Source organism: Kitasatospora sp. NPDC059648 (assembly GCF_042734825.1).
In the GTDB taxonomy this organism is placed as follows: Bacteria; Actinomycetota; Actinomycetes; order Streptomycetales; family Streptomycetaceae; genus Kitasatospora.
Window position 1 is genome coordinate 206,871 of sequence record NZ_JBHWDU010000003.1, and the last position, 16,012, is coordinate 222,882.

At 72.6% G+C, this 16,012-nt stretch carries 16 protein-coding genes and 1 tRNA gene; 9 read left to right on the forward strand and 8 right to left on the reverse strand.

Annotated features, from left to right (window positions below):
• The first annotated feature begins 108 nt into the window (after window positions 1-108).
• The 8 genes from ACFV1W_RS03755 to ACFV1W_RS03790 all read left to right on the forward strand — a co-directional run bounded on the left by ACFV1W_RS03755 (window position 109) and on the right by ACFV1W_RS03790 (window position 9,343).
• A complete protein-coding gene (locus ACFV1W_RS03755; protein WP_380412757.1) occupies window positions 109-1,362 on the forward strand; it encodes an MFS transporter in 1,254 nt (417 codons plus the stop codon).
• On the forward strand, window positions 1,359-2,630 hold the full coding sequence (locus tag ACFV1W_RS03760) for an ATP-grasp domain-containing protein (RefSeq protein ID WP_380412759.1): 1,272 nt from the start codon (window positions 1,359-1,361) through the stop codon (window positions 2,628-2,630). The genes ACFV1W_RS03755 and ACFV1W_RS03760 overlap by 4 nt, the downstream gene beginning before the upstream one ends.
• On the forward strand, window positions 2,627-3,847 hold the full coding sequence (locus ACFV1W_RS03765; protein ID WP_380412761.1) for a lysine N(6)-hydroxylase/L-ornithine N(5)-oxygenase family protein: 1,221 nt from the start codon (window positions 2,627-2,629) through the stop codon (window positions 3,845-3,847). The genes ACFV1W_RS03760 and ACFV1W_RS03765 overlap by 4 nt, the downstream gene beginning before the upstream one ends.
• 20 nt (window positions 3,848-3,867) lie before the next feature.
• The gene (locus tag ACFV1W_RS03770; protein ID WP_380412763.1) at window positions 3,868-4,236 is read left to right on the forward strand and encodes a cupin domain-containing protein; all 369 of its coding nucleotides are present in this window, start codon (window positions 3,868-3,870) and stop codon (window positions 4,234-4,236) included.
• On the forward strand, window positions 4,233-5,324 hold the full coding sequence (locus ACFV1W_RS03775; protein WP_380412765.1) for an FAD-dependent oxidoreductase: 1,092 nt from the start codon (window positions 4,233-4,235) through the stop codon (window positions 5,322-5,324). Before ACFV1W_RS03770 ends, ACFV1W_RS03775 begins: the two co-directional genes overlap by 4 nt.
• A 26-nt stretch (window positions 5,325-5,350) precedes the next feature.
• Entirely contained in the window at window positions 5,351-6,955 is a 1,605-nt protein-coding gene (locus ACFV1W_RS03780; protein ID WP_380412767.1) for a class I tRNA ligase family protein, read from the forward strand.
• A gap of 26 nt (window positions 6,956-6,981) precedes the next feature.
• On the forward strand, window positions 6,982-8,217 hold the full coding sequence (locus tag ACFV1W_RS03785) for an acetyl-CoA carboxylase biotin carboxylase subunit family protein (RefSeq protein ID WP_380412769.1): 1,236 nt from the start codon (window positions 6,982-6,984) through the stop codon (window positions 8,215-8,217).
• A 64-nt stretch (window positions 8,218-8,281) separates the two neighbouring features.
• Window positions 8,282-9,343, forward strand: coding sequence for a threonine aldolase family protein (locus tag ACFV1W_RS03790; protein WP_380412770.1), 1,062 nt, complete (start codon window positions 8,282-8,284; stop codon window positions 9,341-9,343).
• 90 nt (window positions 9,344-9,433) lie between these two features.
• On the opposite strand, the gene ACFV1W_RS03795 is transcribed toward ACFV1W_RS03790, so the two are convergent.
• Entirely contained in the window at window positions 9,434-9,922 is a 489-nt protein-coding gene (locus ACFV1W_RS03795; RefSeq protein ID WP_380412772.1) for a YajQ family cyclic di-GMP-binding protein, read from the reverse strand.
• Between the two features lie 217 nt (window positions 9,923-10,139).
• Here ACFV1W_RS03795 and ACFV1W_RS03800 point away from each other — a divergent pair.
• Window positions 10,140-10,220: transfer RNA gene (locus ACFV1W_RS03800), tRNA-Tyr, on the forward strand.
• Window positions 10,221-10,371: 151 nt separating this feature from the next.
• Here ACFV1W_RS03800 and ACFV1W_RS03805 read toward each other — a convergent pair.
• The 7 genes from ACFV1W_RS03805 to ACFV1W_RS03835 form a co-directional block, all read right to left on the reverse strand.
• Window positions 10,372-11,763 carry a tyrosine-type recombinase/integrase gene (locus tag ACFV1W_RS03805; RefSeq protein ID WP_380412774.1) on the reverse strand — a complete coding sequence of 464 codons (1,392 nt, stop codon included), beginning with the start codon at window positions 11,761-11,763 and terminating at the stop codon, window positions 10,372-10,374.
• On the reverse strand, window positions 11,763-11,948 hold the full coding sequence (locus ACFV1W_RS03810; RefSeq protein WP_380412776.1) for a helix-turn-helix transcriptional regulator: 186 nt from the start codon (window positions 11,946-11,948) through the stop codon (window positions 11,763-11,765). The genes ACFV1W_RS03805 and ACFV1W_RS03810 overlap by 1 nt, the downstream gene beginning before the upstream one ends.
• Window positions 11,949-12,193: 245 nt before the next feature.
• On the reverse strand, window positions 12,194-14,170 hold the full coding sequence (locus ACFV1W_RS03815; protein WP_380412778.1) for a DUF3987 domain-containing protein: 1,977 nt from the start codon (window positions 14,168-14,170) through the stop codon (window positions 12,194-12,196).
• Window positions 14,167-14,454 (reverse strand): hypothetical protein, encoded by a 288-nt coding sequence (locus tag ACFV1W_RS03820; protein ID WP_380412780.1) that lies wholly within the window; start codon window positions 14,452-14,454, stop codon window positions 14,167-14,169. The genes ACFV1W_RS03815 and ACFV1W_RS03820 overlap by 4 nt, the downstream gene beginning before the upstream one ends.
• A gap of 99 nt (window positions 14,455-14,553) precedes the next feature.
• Complete coding sequence (locus ACFV1W_RS03825; protein WP_380412782.1) at window positions 14,554-14,715, reverse strand: hypothetical protein; 162 nt, start codon at window positions 14,713-14,715, stop codon at window positions 14,554-14,556.
• Window positions 14,716-14,884: 169 nt separating this feature from the next.
• On the reverse strand, window positions 14,885-15,568 hold the full coding sequence (locus ACFV1W_RS03830; protein ID WP_380412783.1) for a hypothetical protein: 684 nt from the start codon (window positions 15,566-15,568) through the stop codon (window positions 14,885-14,887).
• The gene (locus ACFV1W_RS03835) at window positions 15,568-16,002 is read right to left on the reverse strand and encodes a hypothetical protein (RefSeq protein ID WP_380412784.1); all 435 of its coding nucleotides are present in this window, start codon (window positions 16,000-16,002) and stop codon (window positions 15,568-15,570) included. Before ACFV1W_RS03835 ends, ACFV1W_RS03830 begins: the two co-directional genes overlap by 1 nt.
• Window positions 16,003-16,012: the final 10 nt, after the last annotated feature.

The window sequence follows — 16,012 nt, forward strand, 5'->3', positions numbered from 1 at the left end:
ACAAGTGGATCTAGCTTTTCCGTTCTGGACGCACTACGGTCGTGAGCATGCCGGGCTCCGAACAGCCCGGCCAGGGTGGCGATTTCCGAGGTTCACGGGGGAACTTCCATGGCATCCGGCCGTACGGTGGGTTACTTCGCGCTGCGCTCCGTCGGCTGGCTGGTGGACAACCTCCTGGTCTTCGGGATCCCGTTGCTCTGCTACCGGGTGACCGGAGGGCTCACCTGGTCGGGACTCGCCGTGGTGCTGACCTGGACGCCCCGACTGCTCTCGCTCGCCGGAGCCGGCTACCTGGTGGACCGGCTGTCCATCCGTCAGATCTTCGTGGTCAGCGACGCGGGACGGCTCGCCCTGGCCGCGGTCTGCTGCCTGCTGCTTCTGGCCCGGCCGAGCACGGCGGTGCCCGTGGTGCTGGTCTTCGGCATGCTGTCCGGCGCGTTCTTCGAGCAGACCTTCGTCGCAGGTGAGAAGGCCGGCAGGCTGCTCACCCCGCCGGAGCGGGCGGCCCGCACCCAGTCGGTGCTGACCGGACTGGAACAGGCCGCCATCATCGCGGGCCCGGCCCTCGGCGGACTGCTGCTGCTGTTCCCGCCGGTGGTGTTCGTCGCCACCGCGGGCGCCGGCTACGCGGTCAGCCTCCTGCTCGCCCTGACGCTGCCCGCCGGCAAGGCCGACCCGGACGCGGCACCCTCCCCGCTGGCCGGCCTGCGCCGGACCGTACGGGATCCGGTGCTGCGTCGGGTCGTGCTGCTGACCATGGGGCTGAACTACCTGCTCAGCCTGTTGATCGGCAGCGCGCCAGCCCTGGTCGCGACCAGGTTCGGGGTCTCGGAGAGCGCGCTCGGCTTCGTCTACTCCGCGGCCGGTGTCGCCTCCATCGCGGTGGTCGGCATCGCGCCCTGGCTGATCGGGCGGCTCGGGCTGTGGCGCTACGGCATCGGCATCGCCGTCGTCTCGGCCCTGGTGTGCCTGGGGCTGTCCGCGGCCCCGGACCTGGCGCTGTTCGGCGTCGCCCTCGGGGTGTTCCTGGCCCTGGACTCGCTGTTCAGCGTCTACATGCGCACCACCCGCGCCGAGCGGGTGCCGACCGAGGAGTACGGCAGCGCGGTCGCCGCCTTCGGCCTGCTGCTGGTGGCGCCGATGCCCGTCGCCGGGGCCACCCTCGCGCTGGCCGGCTCGTCCGTCGATCCGGCCGTGCTGCTGCGGGCCGCCGCTGTCGGAGCGCTGGTGCTGACCCTCGCGCTGCTGCCCGGGCTGGCCCGGGCCGGCCGCCCCACCCCGGCTACCAACCCCCACCACCCTCACCACCACGGCGCCGAGCCGGCGCCCGTGGCCCAAGAACGGGAAGACATAGCACGATGACCAAGCATTCCGATCGGCGCATCCTGGTGATCGAAGCCCTCTCCGGGGGTGTGCTGCTGGTCGAGGCCGCCCTGGAACTGGGGATCGGCGTCGTGGTCGCCAGCGCGGACACCGAGGACCGGGTGATGCCCGCGCACCTGCGCGACCGCATCGACGAACTGGTGACCGTCGAGACCAACGACCTGCCCGCACTGCTCGCCGCCGTCCGCGAGGTGCACGAGCGCCTGCCGCTGTCCGCGGTCTTCCCCGGCTGCGACGTCTACGTCCCCAATGCCGCGCACCTCGCCGCCGAGCTCGGGCTGACCGGCCTGGACGTGCGGACGGTGGAGCAGGTCCGGGACAAGACCCGGATGCGCGAGGCGGTCGAGGCCGCCGGGCTGCGCAGCCCGCGCTTCCTGGAGGTGACCTCCGACGAGCACCTCCCGAAGGCCGCCGAGCACACCGGATTCCCGTGCGTGGTCAAGCCGGTGGACCAGTCGGGCAGCCTCCACGTGTCCGTCGTCCACGACCTGGACGAGCTGACCGCGGCCTACCGCCGGCTCAGCACCGACACCTTCGTCGACCTCGGCCGTCCCATGATCGAGCGGGCCCTGGTCGAGGAGTACCTCGACGGACCGGAGTACAGCGTCGAGGGCTACGTCCTCGACGGCGTCACCACCGTGGTCGCGGTGACCGAGAAGTTCCTCGCCCCGGAGCCGTACTTCGCCGAGGTCGGCCACCAGCTGCCGGCCGCCCTCCCGGCCGGGGTGTCGGCCGCGATCGAGGAGTACGTGCAGGGCGTGGTGCGGGCGGTCAACCTGACCGTCGGCCCGTTCCACTGCGAGCTGCGGCTCACCGCCGGGGGCCCGGCCCTGGTGGAGATCGGTGCCCGGATGGGCGGCGACCGGATCGCCGAGCTGGCCGAACTCGCCACCGGCGTCAGCCTGCCCAGGGTCTGGCTGGCGGCCCTGCTCGGCCTCGCCCCGCAGGAGACCGGGGCGTTCGGCGAGCCGGTCGCGGCCGTCGCCGGGATCCACTTCTTCACCGCCCCCGGCGAGACCCGCTTCGAGCGGGCCACCGGCCTGGGCGAGGCGGGGGCCCTGCCGGGCGTGCGGGAGGTCCGGCTCGACCTCGCGCCGGGCGACCCGATCCACCCGCACCTGGACGACTTCCGCTGCCGGCTCGGCCAGGCGGTCTTCACCGCCGACTCCCCGGAGGCCGCCGCCGAGCTGCGGAGCACGCTCGACACGACCGTCCGGATCAACCCCCGGGCGGAGGAGGAACGGTGAGCGAACTCCTCGACTACCTGGCGGTCGGCGCCGGCCCGGCCAACCTCAGCCTGGCCGCCCAGGCCGACGCCCACCCGGACACCAAGGGGCTGCACCTCGACCGCCGGGAGGGACCGGCCTGGCACCCCGGCCTGCTGCTGCCGGACGCGACGCTGCAGAACTCCCCGTTCAAGGACCTGGTCACGCCGGTCGACCCGACCAGCCGGTTCTCCTTCCTGGCCTTCCTCGCCGCCAAGGAGCGCTTCTACCAGTTCCTGACCGCCCGCTTCCCGGCCGTCCACCGCGCCGAGTTCAACCAGTACCTGGCGTGGGCGGCGGAGCAGCTGGGCGACACCGTGCGCTACGGCCACGAGGTGACGGACGTCCACTTCCGCGGCGACCACTTCGAGGCGGTCACCTCCCGGGGCACCTTCCGCTCCCGGCACCTCGTCCTCGGCGCGGGCCCGCAGCCGTACCTGCCGCCGGTGCTGGAGGGCAGGACCGGGCCGGCCGTCTTCCACTCCAGCGAGTTCGTGCAGCACGCCGAGGCGCTGGCCGGCCGCCGGGTCGCGGTGGTCGGCGGCGGGCAGAGCGGCGCCGAGATCGTCCGCCACCTGCTGGTCGGCCAGGCCCGGCCGGAGCGGATCACCTGGGTGAGCCGCCGGCCCGGCTTCCTTCCGCTGGACGAGTCGGCCTTCACCAACGACCTGTACCTGCCGGAGGCCGCCCGGGACTTCTTCGGGCGTCCGAAGGAGCAGCGCGCCGCCCTGCTGGCCGAGCAGAAGTACGCCAGCGACGGGGTCAACGAAGGCCTGCTGGCCGAGCTGTACCGGCTCATCTACCTGGCCAGCCACGTCGAGGGACGGCCCGAGCTGGTCCGGCTGCTGCCCGGCAGCGAGGTCGCCGGACTCACCGAGGAGGCCGACGGGCTGCGCCTGACGCTCAAGTCCGCGGAGGACGAGACGCGGGTGGACTGCGACGCGGTCGTCCTGGCCACCGGCTACGTCCAGCGGCTGCCGCAGTGCCTGGGCACGCTGGCCGGCCGGCTGCGGCTGGAGGACGGGCTCCCGGTCGTCCGGGAGGACTACTCGGTGGAGTGGGACGGGCCCGACGAGCACCGGATCTACCTGCAGAACGGCGCCCGGCACGCGTTCGGCATCACCGATCCCAACCTCGGCCTGCTCGCCTGGCGCAGCCGGGTGATCCTCGACAGCATCCGTACGAACGGGGGCTCCTGACGATGAATGAGACTTCGACTGTGGAGACGGCCGCGGGCTACCGCTCCGTCGAGATCCGCTACCTCGCGCCCGACGTCGACGAGACCGGCACCTCCAGTCTGGAGGCCGACCTCGGCGCCGCCGAGGTCCTCGCGGCCGTCGGCCGGGTGCCGGTCGAGATGGCGGTGTTCACCGTCCCCCCGCACTCGGCCACCATGGCCGACAGCCACGCCTCGCAGGAGCTGTGGCTGGTGCAGCGCGGACACGGGGTGATCACCTGTGGCGGCCGGGAGTACCAGGCCGGCCCGGGCGGGCTGTTCGCGCTGCCCGGCGGCGAGGTGCACCGGCTGCACACCGCGGACGAGGAGATGACCGTGCTCTCGATCTGGTGGCGGGGGTCCGAGGCATGACCGGCAGGGTGTACGACCTGGCGGTGATCGGCACCGGCATCGTCGGCGCGACCGCCGTCGGCCTGGCCGCGCTGCGCCACCCCGGGGCCTCCGTGGTCGCGGTCTGCGCGGGCGCCGTCCACGACGGCTCGACCGTCCGCTCGCTCGCGGTGGACATTCCGGCCGGGCGGACCGAGGAGCAGCGGGCGCTGGCCCGCCGCAGCCTGGATCTTCGGTCGGAACTGGCCGCGCTCGCACCGGCGTTGAACGCCGAGTCCCGGCCCTCGTACTGGGTGCTGCCGGCCGGCGGCGCCGCGGAGGTCGACAACCAGCTGGTCGGTGACGCGCTGGCGCCCTGTGGGCCGGAGCAGCAGGAGGCGCTGCGGGCGGTGTTCGGCGGTGCGGTCGGCGCCGCGGGCACCGAACTGCGGTGCTCGGCCGAGGCGACGCTGTCCGAACCGGCCACCGCCGTCGAGCAGTTGCTCCGGCCGCTCGGCGATGGCCCGGACCGCGACCTGGTCGAGGGCTTCGCGGTGCGCGCCATCGAGCCCTGCGCCGACGGCTACCGGCTGGTCGCCGAGGACGGCGGGGAGCTGACCGCCCGCCGGGTGCTGGCCGCGCCCGGCGCCGCAGCCCTGACCGGGCCGTTCGCCGCGACGGCCGAGCGGCACGGCGCCCGGACCAAGAAGATCGTCGCCTACCGGCTGCGCGGCGGCGGGCCCGGCGCGCACCGCCCGCTGCTGGTGCTGGACGAGCCGGACGCCTTCCTGCTGCCGGTCGGCCCGGACCGGGACTGGTGCTACAGCATCACCAGCACCGACTGGGACTGCCCGCCCGAGCGCGCCCTGCTGGCGCCGAACCCGGCCGACCGGGCGCTGGCCGAGGCCGTCCTCTCCGAGCAGCTCCCCGGATTCCAGCCCGAGTTCACCGGCTGCCGGACCGGCGTCGACCTCTACCTCCCGGACTTCGCCCCGCTCGTCACCCCGCTGGACGGCCCGGACGGCGCCGCCCTGGACGGCACCGTCCTGGTGACCGGCGGCGCGGGCTCCGGCTTCCGCCTCGCCCCGGGCATGGCCGAGGCCGCACTCGCCCTGCTGGGCCTCGACTGACCTCCCGACAGCCCCTGAGGACCACCATGCGAACCGACCACACCCCCCGCCACTACCTGCTCGTCCCCCCGGAGCCGACCCCCAACGGGCACCTGCACCTGGGCCACATCGCCGGCCCGTTCCTTCGGGTGGACGCGCTCGCCCGCTTCCTGCGGATGCGCGGCGACCGCCCGGCGATCATGACCGGCACCGACGCGTACGAGCCCTGGGTCGCCATGAAGGCCCGGGTCGACGGCGTCACCCCGGACGAGATCGTCGCCCGCTACCACGAGGTCATGCAGGCCGACCTCGCCGCGCTGCGGATCGGCATGGACGAGTTCGTCAACCCCGCCGAGGAGCCCTGGCACGGCCTGTTCCAGCGCGAGATCGACTCCACCGTGGCCCAGCTGGACGCCCGCGGCGCGGTGAGCACGCTGACCGAGAAGGTCCCGTACGAGCCGACCGGCGGCCGGTTCGTGGTCGGCCCGCTGCTGCTGGGCCGCTGCCCGGACTGCGGCACCGAGGTGGCGAGCTACTTCTGCGAGGGCTGCGGCGCGCACTTCCGCCCGGAGGAGGTGGTCGACCCGCGTCCGCGGCTGGCCACCGACGCCGGGTGGCAGTGGCGGCAGATCCGCACCCGCTTTCTGCACACCGCCGGACTGGCCGAGCTGGAGCCCGAGTTCGACCGCCTCGACCTCGCCGAGCGCTACCGGTCGACGGTCCGGGCGCTGCTCGGCCGGGGCGGTGCCACCATCCGGCTCAGCGTCCCCGAGACGTGGGGGATGGCGCTGGCCGGGGGCGAGGACGGCGTCCCGTCCAGCCTGTTCTCGTACACCGGCGGCTTCATGTTCGCCCGGCTGCTCGGCGAGATCCACCGGCAGCGGATCGGTGCCGAGGCCAACTCCTTCTCGCCCGCCTCCGACGTGGTCACCGTGACCAGCCTCGGCTGCGACAACGTGGTGTCCGCGCTGATCTGCATCAACGCCGTCGCCCTGGTGCACGGGGACACCCGGCCCTACGACCGGGTGCTGATCAACGAGTTCTACCAGCTGGCGGGGGAGAAGTTCTCGACCAGCCGCCGGCACGCGATCACCGCCTCGGCCGTCGCCGCCGTCCGCGGCCTGTCCCCGGACGCCGTGCGCTACCACCTCGCGCTGGTCAACCCCGAGACCGCCCGGACCAGCTTCGAGCCCAAGGAGTTCCTGGACACCGTCAACCAGCGGCTGGCCGGCGCCCTGGAGGACCGGATCGCCGCGGCCTGGGAGCGGCTGCCGGCCGAGCCGGCCGCGATCCCCGGACCGGTGCTGGCCGCGCTCGACGAGCACCTGGACCGGCTGGAGGGCGCGCTGGACGCCCCGACCGTGCGGATGGCCGAGGCCGGCGCGGTGCTGGACTCCTGGATCGACGCCTTCCCGGGCGCCCGTTGCGAGCCCGACCAGGGCTACTGGTGGCTCAAGGGGCTGGCCCTGCTGGCCTTCCCGATCATGCCGGACTTCGGCGCCGAACTGTGGCGTCGGCTCGGCGGTTCCGGCGACCCGCGGTTCGCCGCCTTCCCCGAGCACCCGGCCCCGGCGGCCGCCGAGCACCGGCGGTGGTTCACCCCGGTCACCGCGGCCGACTTCGCCGCCTGCCTGCCGGAAACCCTGAGCTGACACCCACCACCCTTCGGAGTACCCGCGTGCCTTCGCCCGAACAGCCGCACTACCTGGTCGTCAACCGGTACGACGACGAGGACGCCGAGTACCGGCGGTACTGCGCCGGCCAGCCCTGCGACCTCTCGGTCGTCACCACGCCCGACGGCGTCCCCGCGCTCGGCCCGATCGAGCCCGGGCGCGTGGTCACCGTGCCCGACCTGGAGTTCGCCACCGTCCTGGCGGCCGCCCGGGAGCTGGAGCGTCGGCACGGCGCCTTCGACGGCGTGGTCGGCCTGTCGGAGTACGACGTGCTGACCGCCGCGCGGGTGCGCGAGGCGCTCGGGGCCCCCGGGCCTTCCGCCGACCTGGTGCGGGCGTTCAAGGACAAGGTGGTGATGAAGGAGCGGGTGGCCGCGGCCGGGCTGGCGGTGCCGCGGTTCGCCGCGCTGGCGGGCGGTGCCTCGGCCGTCGAGCTGGAGCGCGCGGTGGGGTTCCCGATGGTGCTCAAGCCGCGGGCCCGGGCCGGCTCCTCCGGGGTCCGGATCGTCCACGACTCCGCCGCCCTCGCGGCGGCGCTCGCGGAGACCGACGCCGAGGAGTACGAGTGCGAGGAGTACGTCTCCTCGGAGATCTACCACGTCGACGGGGTGCTCGCGGAGGGCCGCGAGCACTTCGTCAGCGTCTCCGGTTACGTCAACACCCCGCTGGAGTTCACCGAGGGCCGCCCGCTCGGCTCGGTCTTCCTGGACCCGGGCGCGCTGCGCGACGAACTCGCCGCCTTCGCCCTCGCCTGCGTCCGGGCGCTCGGCCTGGAGACCGGCTGCTTCCACCTGGAGGTGATCCGCCGGCCGAGCGGCGAGCCGGTCTTCCTGGAGGTCGGGATGCGCCCGGGCGGCGCCGAAGTCCCGTTCGTCCACCGGGAGGTGTACGGCATCGACCTGATGGCGGAGACCTTCCGCACGGTGCTCGGCCTCCCGCTGGAGTCGGCCGGCCGGGAGTTCGGCCACGCCGGCGCCGGCTGGGTCGTCATGCCCGAGCCCGCCGTCCGCCCCGCCCGGGTGGTGGGCCGCACCCCGATGAAGGGCGTGGTGCCGCAGGTGTACGCCGAGGTGCTCCCCGACCCGGGCGACGTGTACGACGGCACCGGCGGCTACTTCCACGTGCCGGGCCGCTTCCGGCTGGCCGGGCCGGACGAGCGGAGCCTGCGGGCCGCCGCCCGCCGGATCATGGCCGAGTACCGGCTGGACGTCGAACCGGCCGCGGCCCCGGTCCCCTCGTGACCAACCAAGTCCCGTGACCAACCAAGTCCAGCGATCACAAGAACAGTTGAGGAACCGCACGACCATGACCCCGCACCGCCGACACGACCCCGAGTTCCGCGCCTTCGCCAGCGACAACTACGCGGGCGTCCACCCCGAGGTGCTGGACGCGATCGCCGTCGCCAACGGCGGCCACCAGGTCAGCTACGGCGAGGACGTCTACACCGAGCACCTCCAGGAGGTGTTCCGCGGCCACTTCGGCCCGACCGCCCAGGTGTTCCCGGTGTTCAACGGCACCGGCGCCAACGTGGTCGCGCTCCAGGCGATGATGGACCGCCGCGACGCCCTGGTCTGCGCCGAGACCGCGCACGTCAACGTGGACGAGGGCGGTGCGCCGGAGGTGATGGCCGGCCTCAAGCTGCTCACCGTCCCGGCCTGGGACGGCAAGCTCACCCCCGAGCTGATCGACCGCCAGGCCTACGGCTTCGACAACGAGCACCGGGCCCGCCCCGCCGTCGTCTCGATCGCCCAGTCCACCGAGGTCGGCACCTGCTACACGCCCGAGGAGATCCGGGCGATCTGCGACCACGCGCACGGCCTCGGCATGAAGGTCTACCTCGACGGCGCCCGGCTGGCCAACGCCGCCGCCACCCTGGGCGTCCCGATGCGGGCCTTCACCACCGACGCCGGGGTGGACGCCTTCTCGCTCGGCGGCACCAAGAACGGGCTGCTGCTCGGCGAGGCGATCGTGGTGCTCGAACCGGACGCCGTCCAGGGCATGCGCTACCTGCGCAAGACCTCGATGCAGCTCGCCTCGAAGATGCGCTTCGTCTCGGTCCAGTTCGAGGCCCTGCTCGGCACCGACCTGTGGCTGCGCAGCGCCTCCCACGCCAACGCGATGACCCAGCGGCTCCTCGCGGCCGTCCGCGACCTGCCGGGCATCCGGATCGACCGCCCGGTCCAGGCCAACCAGATCTTCGCCGTCCTCCCGCCGGCCGTCACCGAGGCCCTGCAGAAGCGCTTCCGCTTCTACACCTGGGACGTCCAGATCGGCGAGGTCCGCTGGATGACCTCCTTCGACACCACCGAGGCCGACGTCGACGCCTTCGCCGCCGCCATCGCCGAGGAGCTCGCCGCCGCCTGCTGACCCTCCGCGCCGACGCGAACGGCCCCGCCCCCGAACCCGGGAGCGGGGCCGTGCCGTCGCGTCCCCGCGGACGGGGGAGCGGCGGGTCGACTAGCGGTAGTTCACGAACTGGATCGCGAAGTCCAGGTCCTTGCCCTTGAGCAGGGCCTGGACGGCCTGGAGGTCGTCGCGGCTCTTGGAGCTGACGCGCAGCTCGTCACCCTGGACCTGGGCCTTGACGCCCTTCGGGCCCTCATCCCGGATGATCTTCGCGACCTTCTTGGCATCCTCCGTGGTGATGCCCTCCTTGATGTCCGCGAAGATCTTGTACTCCTTGCCGGACAGCTGCGGCTCGGCGGCGTCCAGAGCCTTCAGCGAGAGGCCGCGCTTGACGAACTTCGTCTGCAGCACGTCCAGGATCGCCCGCACGCGCTCCTCGCCGTTGGCCTTCATCTCGATCTTCTCGCCGGAGCGCTTGATCTCGCCGCCCACGCCCTTGAAGTCGAAGCGGGTGGCGATCTCACGGGAGGTCTGGTTGATCGCGTTGTCGACCTCCTGCCACTCGACCTTCGAGACGATGTCGAAACTGGAGTCGGCCATGGGTGTTGGTCTCCTTGATGCTCTGGCTTCACTGGCACGGCCCGCCCCACCGGGCGCCCGCCGCCCAAGCCTATCCAGCGCCACCCCGGCCCCGCCCGTGACAGCCGCGCCGCGGTCCTTGATCGTCACGTGATCTATCGAGTGGCGGAGTACCCCCGGGGATCAGGTATGGTTTACCACGTCGAACGGGGCGAGAGCCCTGGGAGGCGAAAATCCTGGCTGGTTGCCCGAGCGGCCAAAGGGAGCAGACTGTAAATCTGTCGCGAAAGCTACGCAGGTTCGAACCCTGCACCAGCCACAGGATAGAGAAGGGCCCGTGAGCTGCGGAAACGCAGCCCACGGGCCCTTCTGTCATGGTCGAACTGTGATATTGATGTCTGGTTGTTTTGGGTGGTTTGTCTCACCTGGTTCCGCCCGGATCCCGCTGCTGACCAGGGCGTACGGACCAGCTACGGACCAGGATCCGGCGCCGGCGGCGCCGTGCGGTTCCGGTTGAGCCGCTTCGAGATCAACTCGTTCGCGTACTCGACGGTGCCGTGCAGGCACTTCGCGTAGACCCGGAGCATGACGGCGACGCTGTGCCCCGCGCGCCGGGCGACCTCGGTCGGGTCGACTCCGGAGTTCAGCCCGAGCGAGATCCCGGCGTGCCGCAGGTCGTACGGCCGCTTGCCGAGCTTCGTGGCGCAGTCGGCCGGCGACAGCACCTCGGCGCGGGCCCGCTGCCAGACCACCCCGTAGCCGCTCTCCTGCACCATCCCGCCCCGGGACGTCCGGAACAGCCGCCCGTCCGACGCGGCCCCGAAGGCGGCGACGTGCTCCCGCAGGATCGCCACCAGCTCGGGCGGGATCGGAACGCGACGGGTCGCCTTCTCGGCCCGGTGCTTCAGCCCGCGCTTGTCGTGCGACGTCCCGTCGTCCGTCCAGGACGAGCCGACCCGCGGCCGCGTCTCGTCCAGGACCACGTAGCCCCAGCCCTCGGCGGGCAGGTGGCAGCGGGCGAGCGTGAGGAACACAGCCTCGGCCGGCCGCAGCCAGCCGAAGTAGAGGCAGGCGAAGAAGGCCCGGAGGTGGGCGCCGCGCTTCCCTTGGCGTCCCACCGCCTCGATGAGCGCGGCGGCCTGGTCCTCGTTGACCACCAGGCCCGGGTCGACCTCCTCCTCGGACTCCGGCGGCTGCCACTGGACGGTCGGGAGGGGGTTGGCGGCCAGGTAGCCCTCCTCCACGGCGTAGCCGAAGAGGTGGCCGAGGATGCGGCGCTTGCGCAGGATCACCGAGGGAGCGGCCTTCTTGCCGTCCAGCTTCACCGCGAGGGCGTTCAGCAGGCGGCGCACCATCGGCGGCTCCTCGAAGGCGGTGACCGGCACCGACTGCTTCTGCACCCACGCCAAGGCCTTGGCCCAGTCTGCCGGCGGCTCCTCGGCCCACGCGTTCACGTTGAAGGCCCAGCTGTAGAGCGCCCGCCGGACGATCCGCTTGTCCGGCATGCCGGCCTTCGACTTCACCAGCTCGAACGTGACCGTGGCGAGGGCGTCGGCCCAGGTCGTGCGGGTCTTGGCAGGAGCACCCTCCCAACGGGCCTCGACGTACCGCCGGCCGAGCTCGTACCAGCTGATCTGCTTCTCCTTGCGGAGCTCGGAGAGCGGCAGGCCACGGTCGACGTCGAACGGCTGCCCGTCGCGGAGCGCGGAGATCAGCTCGGACTTCCGCCCGTCGGCCGCGGTCTTGGTCAGGAAGGACTCGGAGAACTCCCGCCCGGCGACGGTCCAGCGGACCATCCAGGGCGCGCGCCGGTCCGGGCGGTGCCGGTGGTCCCAGAACTTGACCTTGTACGAGGTGGCCATCAGGCGGCGACCTCGCAGGCTTCGAGCCACGCGTTCAGGTCGGCCCGGTCGACCCGGACCTGGCCGTTGGGGAGCTTGATGAGGCGCGGGGCCTTGCCCCGGGCGCGCATGCGGTAGAAGGCGGCGCGGGACATGCCGAGTTCGGCGAGCACGACGGGGAGCTTGAGCAGTTCGCGCTTGGGCATGGCGAAGTCTCCTGCTGGGGGTGTGAGTGAAGGTCGCGGAGTGTGGCGCGGGCGGGCGCGAGGGGCGGAAGCCGTCAGGGTTGTCAGGGCAACCCGGTGACCTGCGGAAACTGTGCCTGGCGAGATGTCAGGGGCTGTCAGGGCTGTCAGGGGATCTCAGGTATCCCTGACAGCCCTGACGTTCCCTGACCGGCCGTCCGGCGGCGTCTTGGCTGGTCAGGGCTTTGCCCTGACTTCCCTGACGGCTACCTGATCGTTTCCGCGCCTGTGGGAGTGCTCACGGCTGGATGAACGCGGTAGGTGATGGCCTGGGGGCGGCCGCGCCCGCCGTTGGCGGGCGGCTGGTCGGTGCGGAGCCAACCGTGCTGTTCGAGCAACTGCAGGGCAGGTTCGACGTCCGCGACCTTCTTGAACCTGCGGCTACTGGCGACGGCGTCGTGGGCCTTGATGTGCGTGCGGTGGGTGCCGTCCCGCTTCGGCCGCTGGAGCCACTGGAGGAGCGCGTGGGCGTCCTCGGTCGCGGGGTCGGCCGCGATGAGGTCGAAGACCGCGAGGGTGTGGGCGGTGAAGTACTCGGCGATCTCTGCGGCGCGGTCGACGGCGGCGGCCTGGACGGGTGCGCGCCAATCGCCGGCGACCTGGTCGCCGAGATGGAGGAGGATGGCGATCCGGGCGATGTGGCCGACGAGCTTTCCGGCCCAGTCCTTGATGTGGGCGAGCGGCTCGTCGGGGCGGAGCTGGACCTCGAACCTCTCCTGGAGCTTCTCCACGGCGAGGTCGGCGGCCTCGGTGAGCACCACGGTGACCGGCTCGTCCAGCGCAGTGAGCGTGCGCAGGAGAGCGGAAAGGCGCACGTCGTAGGTGGTGGCCACGGTGTCGGGGACGGGCGTCGTACGGATCTTCCGGTAGCCCAGGTTGGACGGCGGGAGCGAGTACAGGAACCGGGCCAGCAACCCCCGGTCCCGGGCCCCGGGAGCGGCGCCGAGCTCCTGGAGGACGGCCGGCTGCGGGGTGACGCCGATGGTGAGCGCGGGCTTGTCCACCGTGGGCTGCTCGCGGGTGATCCGGTCGGCTTGGAGGCGCTCACCCTTGTGCGCCTGGAGGAACACGCCCAGGTTCGGCTTGCTGCTGTAGCGGCCCACGATGCTGTCGAAGAGGTCGCCCTCGGGCGAGAGTGCGGCCAGGCAGCGGTGGACGCCGAGCTGGTGGGTGACGGTCTCGGGGGTGATGTCCCCGGAGAGGGTCAGCCGCGGGCTCGGCGGGACGGTGATCTCCTCCGCCAGCATCCGGGCCGCCGAGATCTCGACGACCAGGCGGGCACGGTCCAGGTCGGGGTTCTTGCGGGCCTTCGCCATGAGCGCCTCGACCTCGGCGAGCGCGGCCTCCTTGGCCGTCTCGGCCTCGATGATCCGGGCGCGGGCCTCGGCGCGGAGCTCGTCCTCGATCCGGTAGATCGGCGCGGTCATGAACGCGAACACGTCGGACTTCCGGCTGGCGGGGGGCATCGCGCACACCAGGTAGAGGTTCGACTGCTCGCGCCAGCCGGGCCGGATCTCCACGTTCACCCGCCCGCCGGCGGCGGTCGACAGCGCGGCCAGGGCCATGGTGGCCGCCATGTCGGGCGGGGTCTGCGTGAACTCGGCGACCGCCTCCACGTACGCGCCGACCCACTTCGGGAGCGCGTGCACCGGGAAGACCGGGAGCGCGCCGTGGGAACCGAGCGGAACGGGGTCGAGCCAGGTCTCGCCCGATGCGAGGTCGGCGAGGGCGGACAACGCGGCGGTGCGGACGGCCTCCAGGTCGGTCTGGTCGTCGCCGGCCATATGGGCGAGGCGGCTGGTGGCGGTGTTGATGCGGCGCCGTTCGGCGGCCACGCGCACGATCTCGGCGTAGTACTCGCCGTTGGCGGAGGTCGGGGTGGCCTCGACGCAGGCGTGCAGGTAGCCGGCTCCGCCGACGCGGGCCAAGTCACCCTGGGCGCGTAGCACTTCGGCCAGCAGCATCGGGTCCACCGGTCGATCCCCGTTCACCATGCGGGTGATGGCACGCCAGATCGTCTCGTGGGCCGGGTGGTAGAAGGCGCCGGGGTCGCCGAGCTGAGCGGCGAGCACGGGGACCTGGACGGGGTCGAGCAGGGCGGCGCCGATGACGGCCTGCTCGGCGGCCTTCACCTCGGCGGGTTCGGGCCGGAACGGGATCACGTTCGGGGCGTACTCGGTCACCGCTCGTCCTCCGTGGGGAGCTGGTGGTGGTCGAGCCAGGCGAACGCGGAGGTGGTCTGGGCGCGGTTGTAGACCTCGATGGCCGCGCCGGGGACGCTGCCGGGGTAGACGCGGGGTCCGACCAGGCTGGCGTACATGCGGGTGCCGTGGTGCACGCAGGCCTTGGCGGCGTCGCCGTGGCGGTCGACGACGGTCACGGCGTCGCGCGGGCCCTCGCAGGGGCTGGCGTCGGCGAGGTGGGTGGCCTCGCAGCGGGGCTGCGGCGAGGTGGTGTTTCCGGGCATGCTGGACCTCTGGTTCTGAGAGGAATCGGATTGGCCCCGCGGCAACCGCATGTCACCCGGCAAGGTCGGCGGTTGCTGCGGGGCTTCGTGCTGTGTCGGTCAGTCGTCCTCGGGGCCGCAGAGGCAGTTCTCGGGGGTGGCGCCCTGGCCGACCTGGCAGGCGCAGTAGATGAGTCCGAGCGGGGTCTCGACGGGCTCGCCACCGAAGCAGTGGTCGCACTCGCCCGGCGCCCAGTCGGCGGCGTCGAGGTCCTGGTCCATGAAGATCTCCTTCTGGTGATCGACTCCCCCTTCCGACGGGTGCCGGCGGAAGGGGGTAGGGCGGTAGGTAGGGGAGTGGTAGGGAGGGCGGTAGGGGCGCGCTGACCTGCGATTCCTACCGCCCTACCGCCACCCGGGAGGGGCCGCGGGAGCGGCCGGGGGAGCGGGGTCAGGCGGCGTCCTGGGCGACCGCCGGGACGGTGCCTGGGGCGGTCTCGGGAAGGGCGTCCACGGCCACCGCGAGGCGGTTGCGCTGGCGGCCGTTGAAGGTGAGCTTCTTGCCCTCCACCAGGGCCACCCCCAGGCCCTCCAGGTGGGCCCTGAGGTCGGGCAGCTGCCAGCCCCCGAAGAGGCCCCTCGCGTGGCCCTCCTCCAGCACGTGGGAGAGGTGGGCGGCGGTTCCCTGGTCGGACATCTGGGCGACGTACCGGATCAGGGCGTACAGGTCGGCGTCGGCGGGGGCGTCCTGGAGCTCGTCGGCCTGCTCCGCCTCGGCGGGCTCACCGGTCTCGGCCCGGTCGCCGGCCTTCGCCTTCTTCGCCTTGTCGGCGGCGCCCTCGGCACGCTTCTCGGCGTCGGCCATCGCGAGTTCGGCGGCGGCCGCGGTGTTGCCGGCCACGACGGCGACGACCACCCAGAGGACGAGCAGGACGGTGATCGTGGTCGGCGCGTACCGGGCGACGGGGCGGGCCAGGACGGGGGCGAAGAACAGGCCGAGGGCGAGCGCTCCTCCGACCTGCTGGCGGGTGACCTTGATGTCCTTGGCACGGGGCCGGATGGTCCGGATGATCAGGCGATTGCCCAGGCCGAACGCGGTGACCGACACGCCCGCGAGGTACTGGCGGGGCTTCATCAGGCCCCCACCAGGCCTTTGATGACGGAGCCGATCACGGTCAGCGGCAGCGCCCAGATTCCCCCGGCGGCGGCGTAGACGGACGGCACGGTCGCGCCGAGCACTGAGTCCTTGATCGGTGCCGGTTTGGTCCCGAACAGGACGAGGGTCAGGATCGCGGCGACCGCGCCGGCGCCGACGTTGCCGAACGCGGTGCTCTGCGAGGTGAAGGCGTGGGTCAGGCTCTCGCCGACCGTGCCCGGCGCCGAGAAGGCTTGACCCGCCCCGGCGGCGAAGATCCCGAAGACGATCATCAGCCAGGCGGTGTGCTCGTCCTTGTGCTTCTTGGCGAGCTTGCCCTGCTTGTCGGCCTTGCGACTGCCGAGGATGATCCACACGGCGATGGCCAGACAGAGGCCGCCGGATCCGAACGAGCCGAGCAACTGGGTGTCCATGGTGTCGATC

What these genes read in the sequence shown, in the direction of transcription:
- ACFV1W_RS03755 (WP_380412757.1), top strand. Translation starts at nt 109, where the DNA reads ATGGCATCCGGCCGTACGGTGGGTTACTTCGCGCTGCGCTCCGTCGGC.
- ACFV1W_RS03760 (WP_380412759.1), top strand. Translation starts at nt 1,359, where the DNA reads ATGACCAAGCATTCCGATCGGCGCATCCTGGTGATCGAAGCCCTCTCC.
- ACFV1W_RS03775 (WP_380412765.1), top strand. Translation starts at nt 4,233, where the DNA reads ATGACCGGCAGGGTGTACGACCTGGCGGTGATCGGCACCGGCATCGTC.
- ACFV1W_RS03780 (WP_380412767.1), top strand. Translation starts at nt 5,351, where the DNA reads ATGCGAACCGACCACACCCCCCGCCACTACCTGCTCGTCCCCCCGGAG.
- ACFV1W_RS03790 (WP_380412770.1), top strand. Translation starts at nt 8,282, where the DNA reads ATGACCCCGCACCGCCGACACGACCCCGAGTTCCGCGCCTTCGCCAGC.
- ACFV1W_RS03795 (WP_380412772.1), bottom strand. Translation starts at nt 9,922, where the DNA reads ATGGCCGACTCCAGTTTCGACATCGTCTCGAAGGTCGAGTGGCAGGAG.
- ACFV1W_RS03805 (WP_380412774.1), bottom strand. Translation starts at nt 11,763, where the DNA reads ATGGCCACCTCGTACAAGGTCAAGTTCTGGGACCACCGGCACCGCCCG.
- ACFV1W_RS03810 (WP_380412776.1), bottom strand. Translation starts at nt 11,948, where the DNA reads ATGCCCAAGCGCGAACTGCTCAAGCTCCCCGTCGTGCTCGCCGAACTC.
- ACFV1W_RS03820 (WP_380412780.1), bottom strand. Translation starts at nt 14,454, where the DNA reads ATGCCCGGAAACACCACCTCGCCGCAGCCCCGCTGCGAGGCCACCCAC.
- ACFV1W_RS03825 (WP_380412782.1), bottom strand. Translation starts at nt 14,715, where the DNA reads ATGGACCAGGACCTCGACGCCGCCGACTGGGCGCCGGGCGAGTGCGAC.
- ACFV1W_RS03830 (WP_380412783.1), bottom strand. Translation starts at nt 15,568, where the DNA reads ATGAAGCCCCGCCAGTACCTCGCGGGCGTGTCGGTCACCGCGTTCGGC.
- ACFV1W_RS03835 (WP_380412784.1), bottom strand. Translation starts at nt 16,002, where the DNA reads ATGGACACCCAGTTGCTCGGCTCGTTCGGATCCGGCGGCCTCTGTCTG.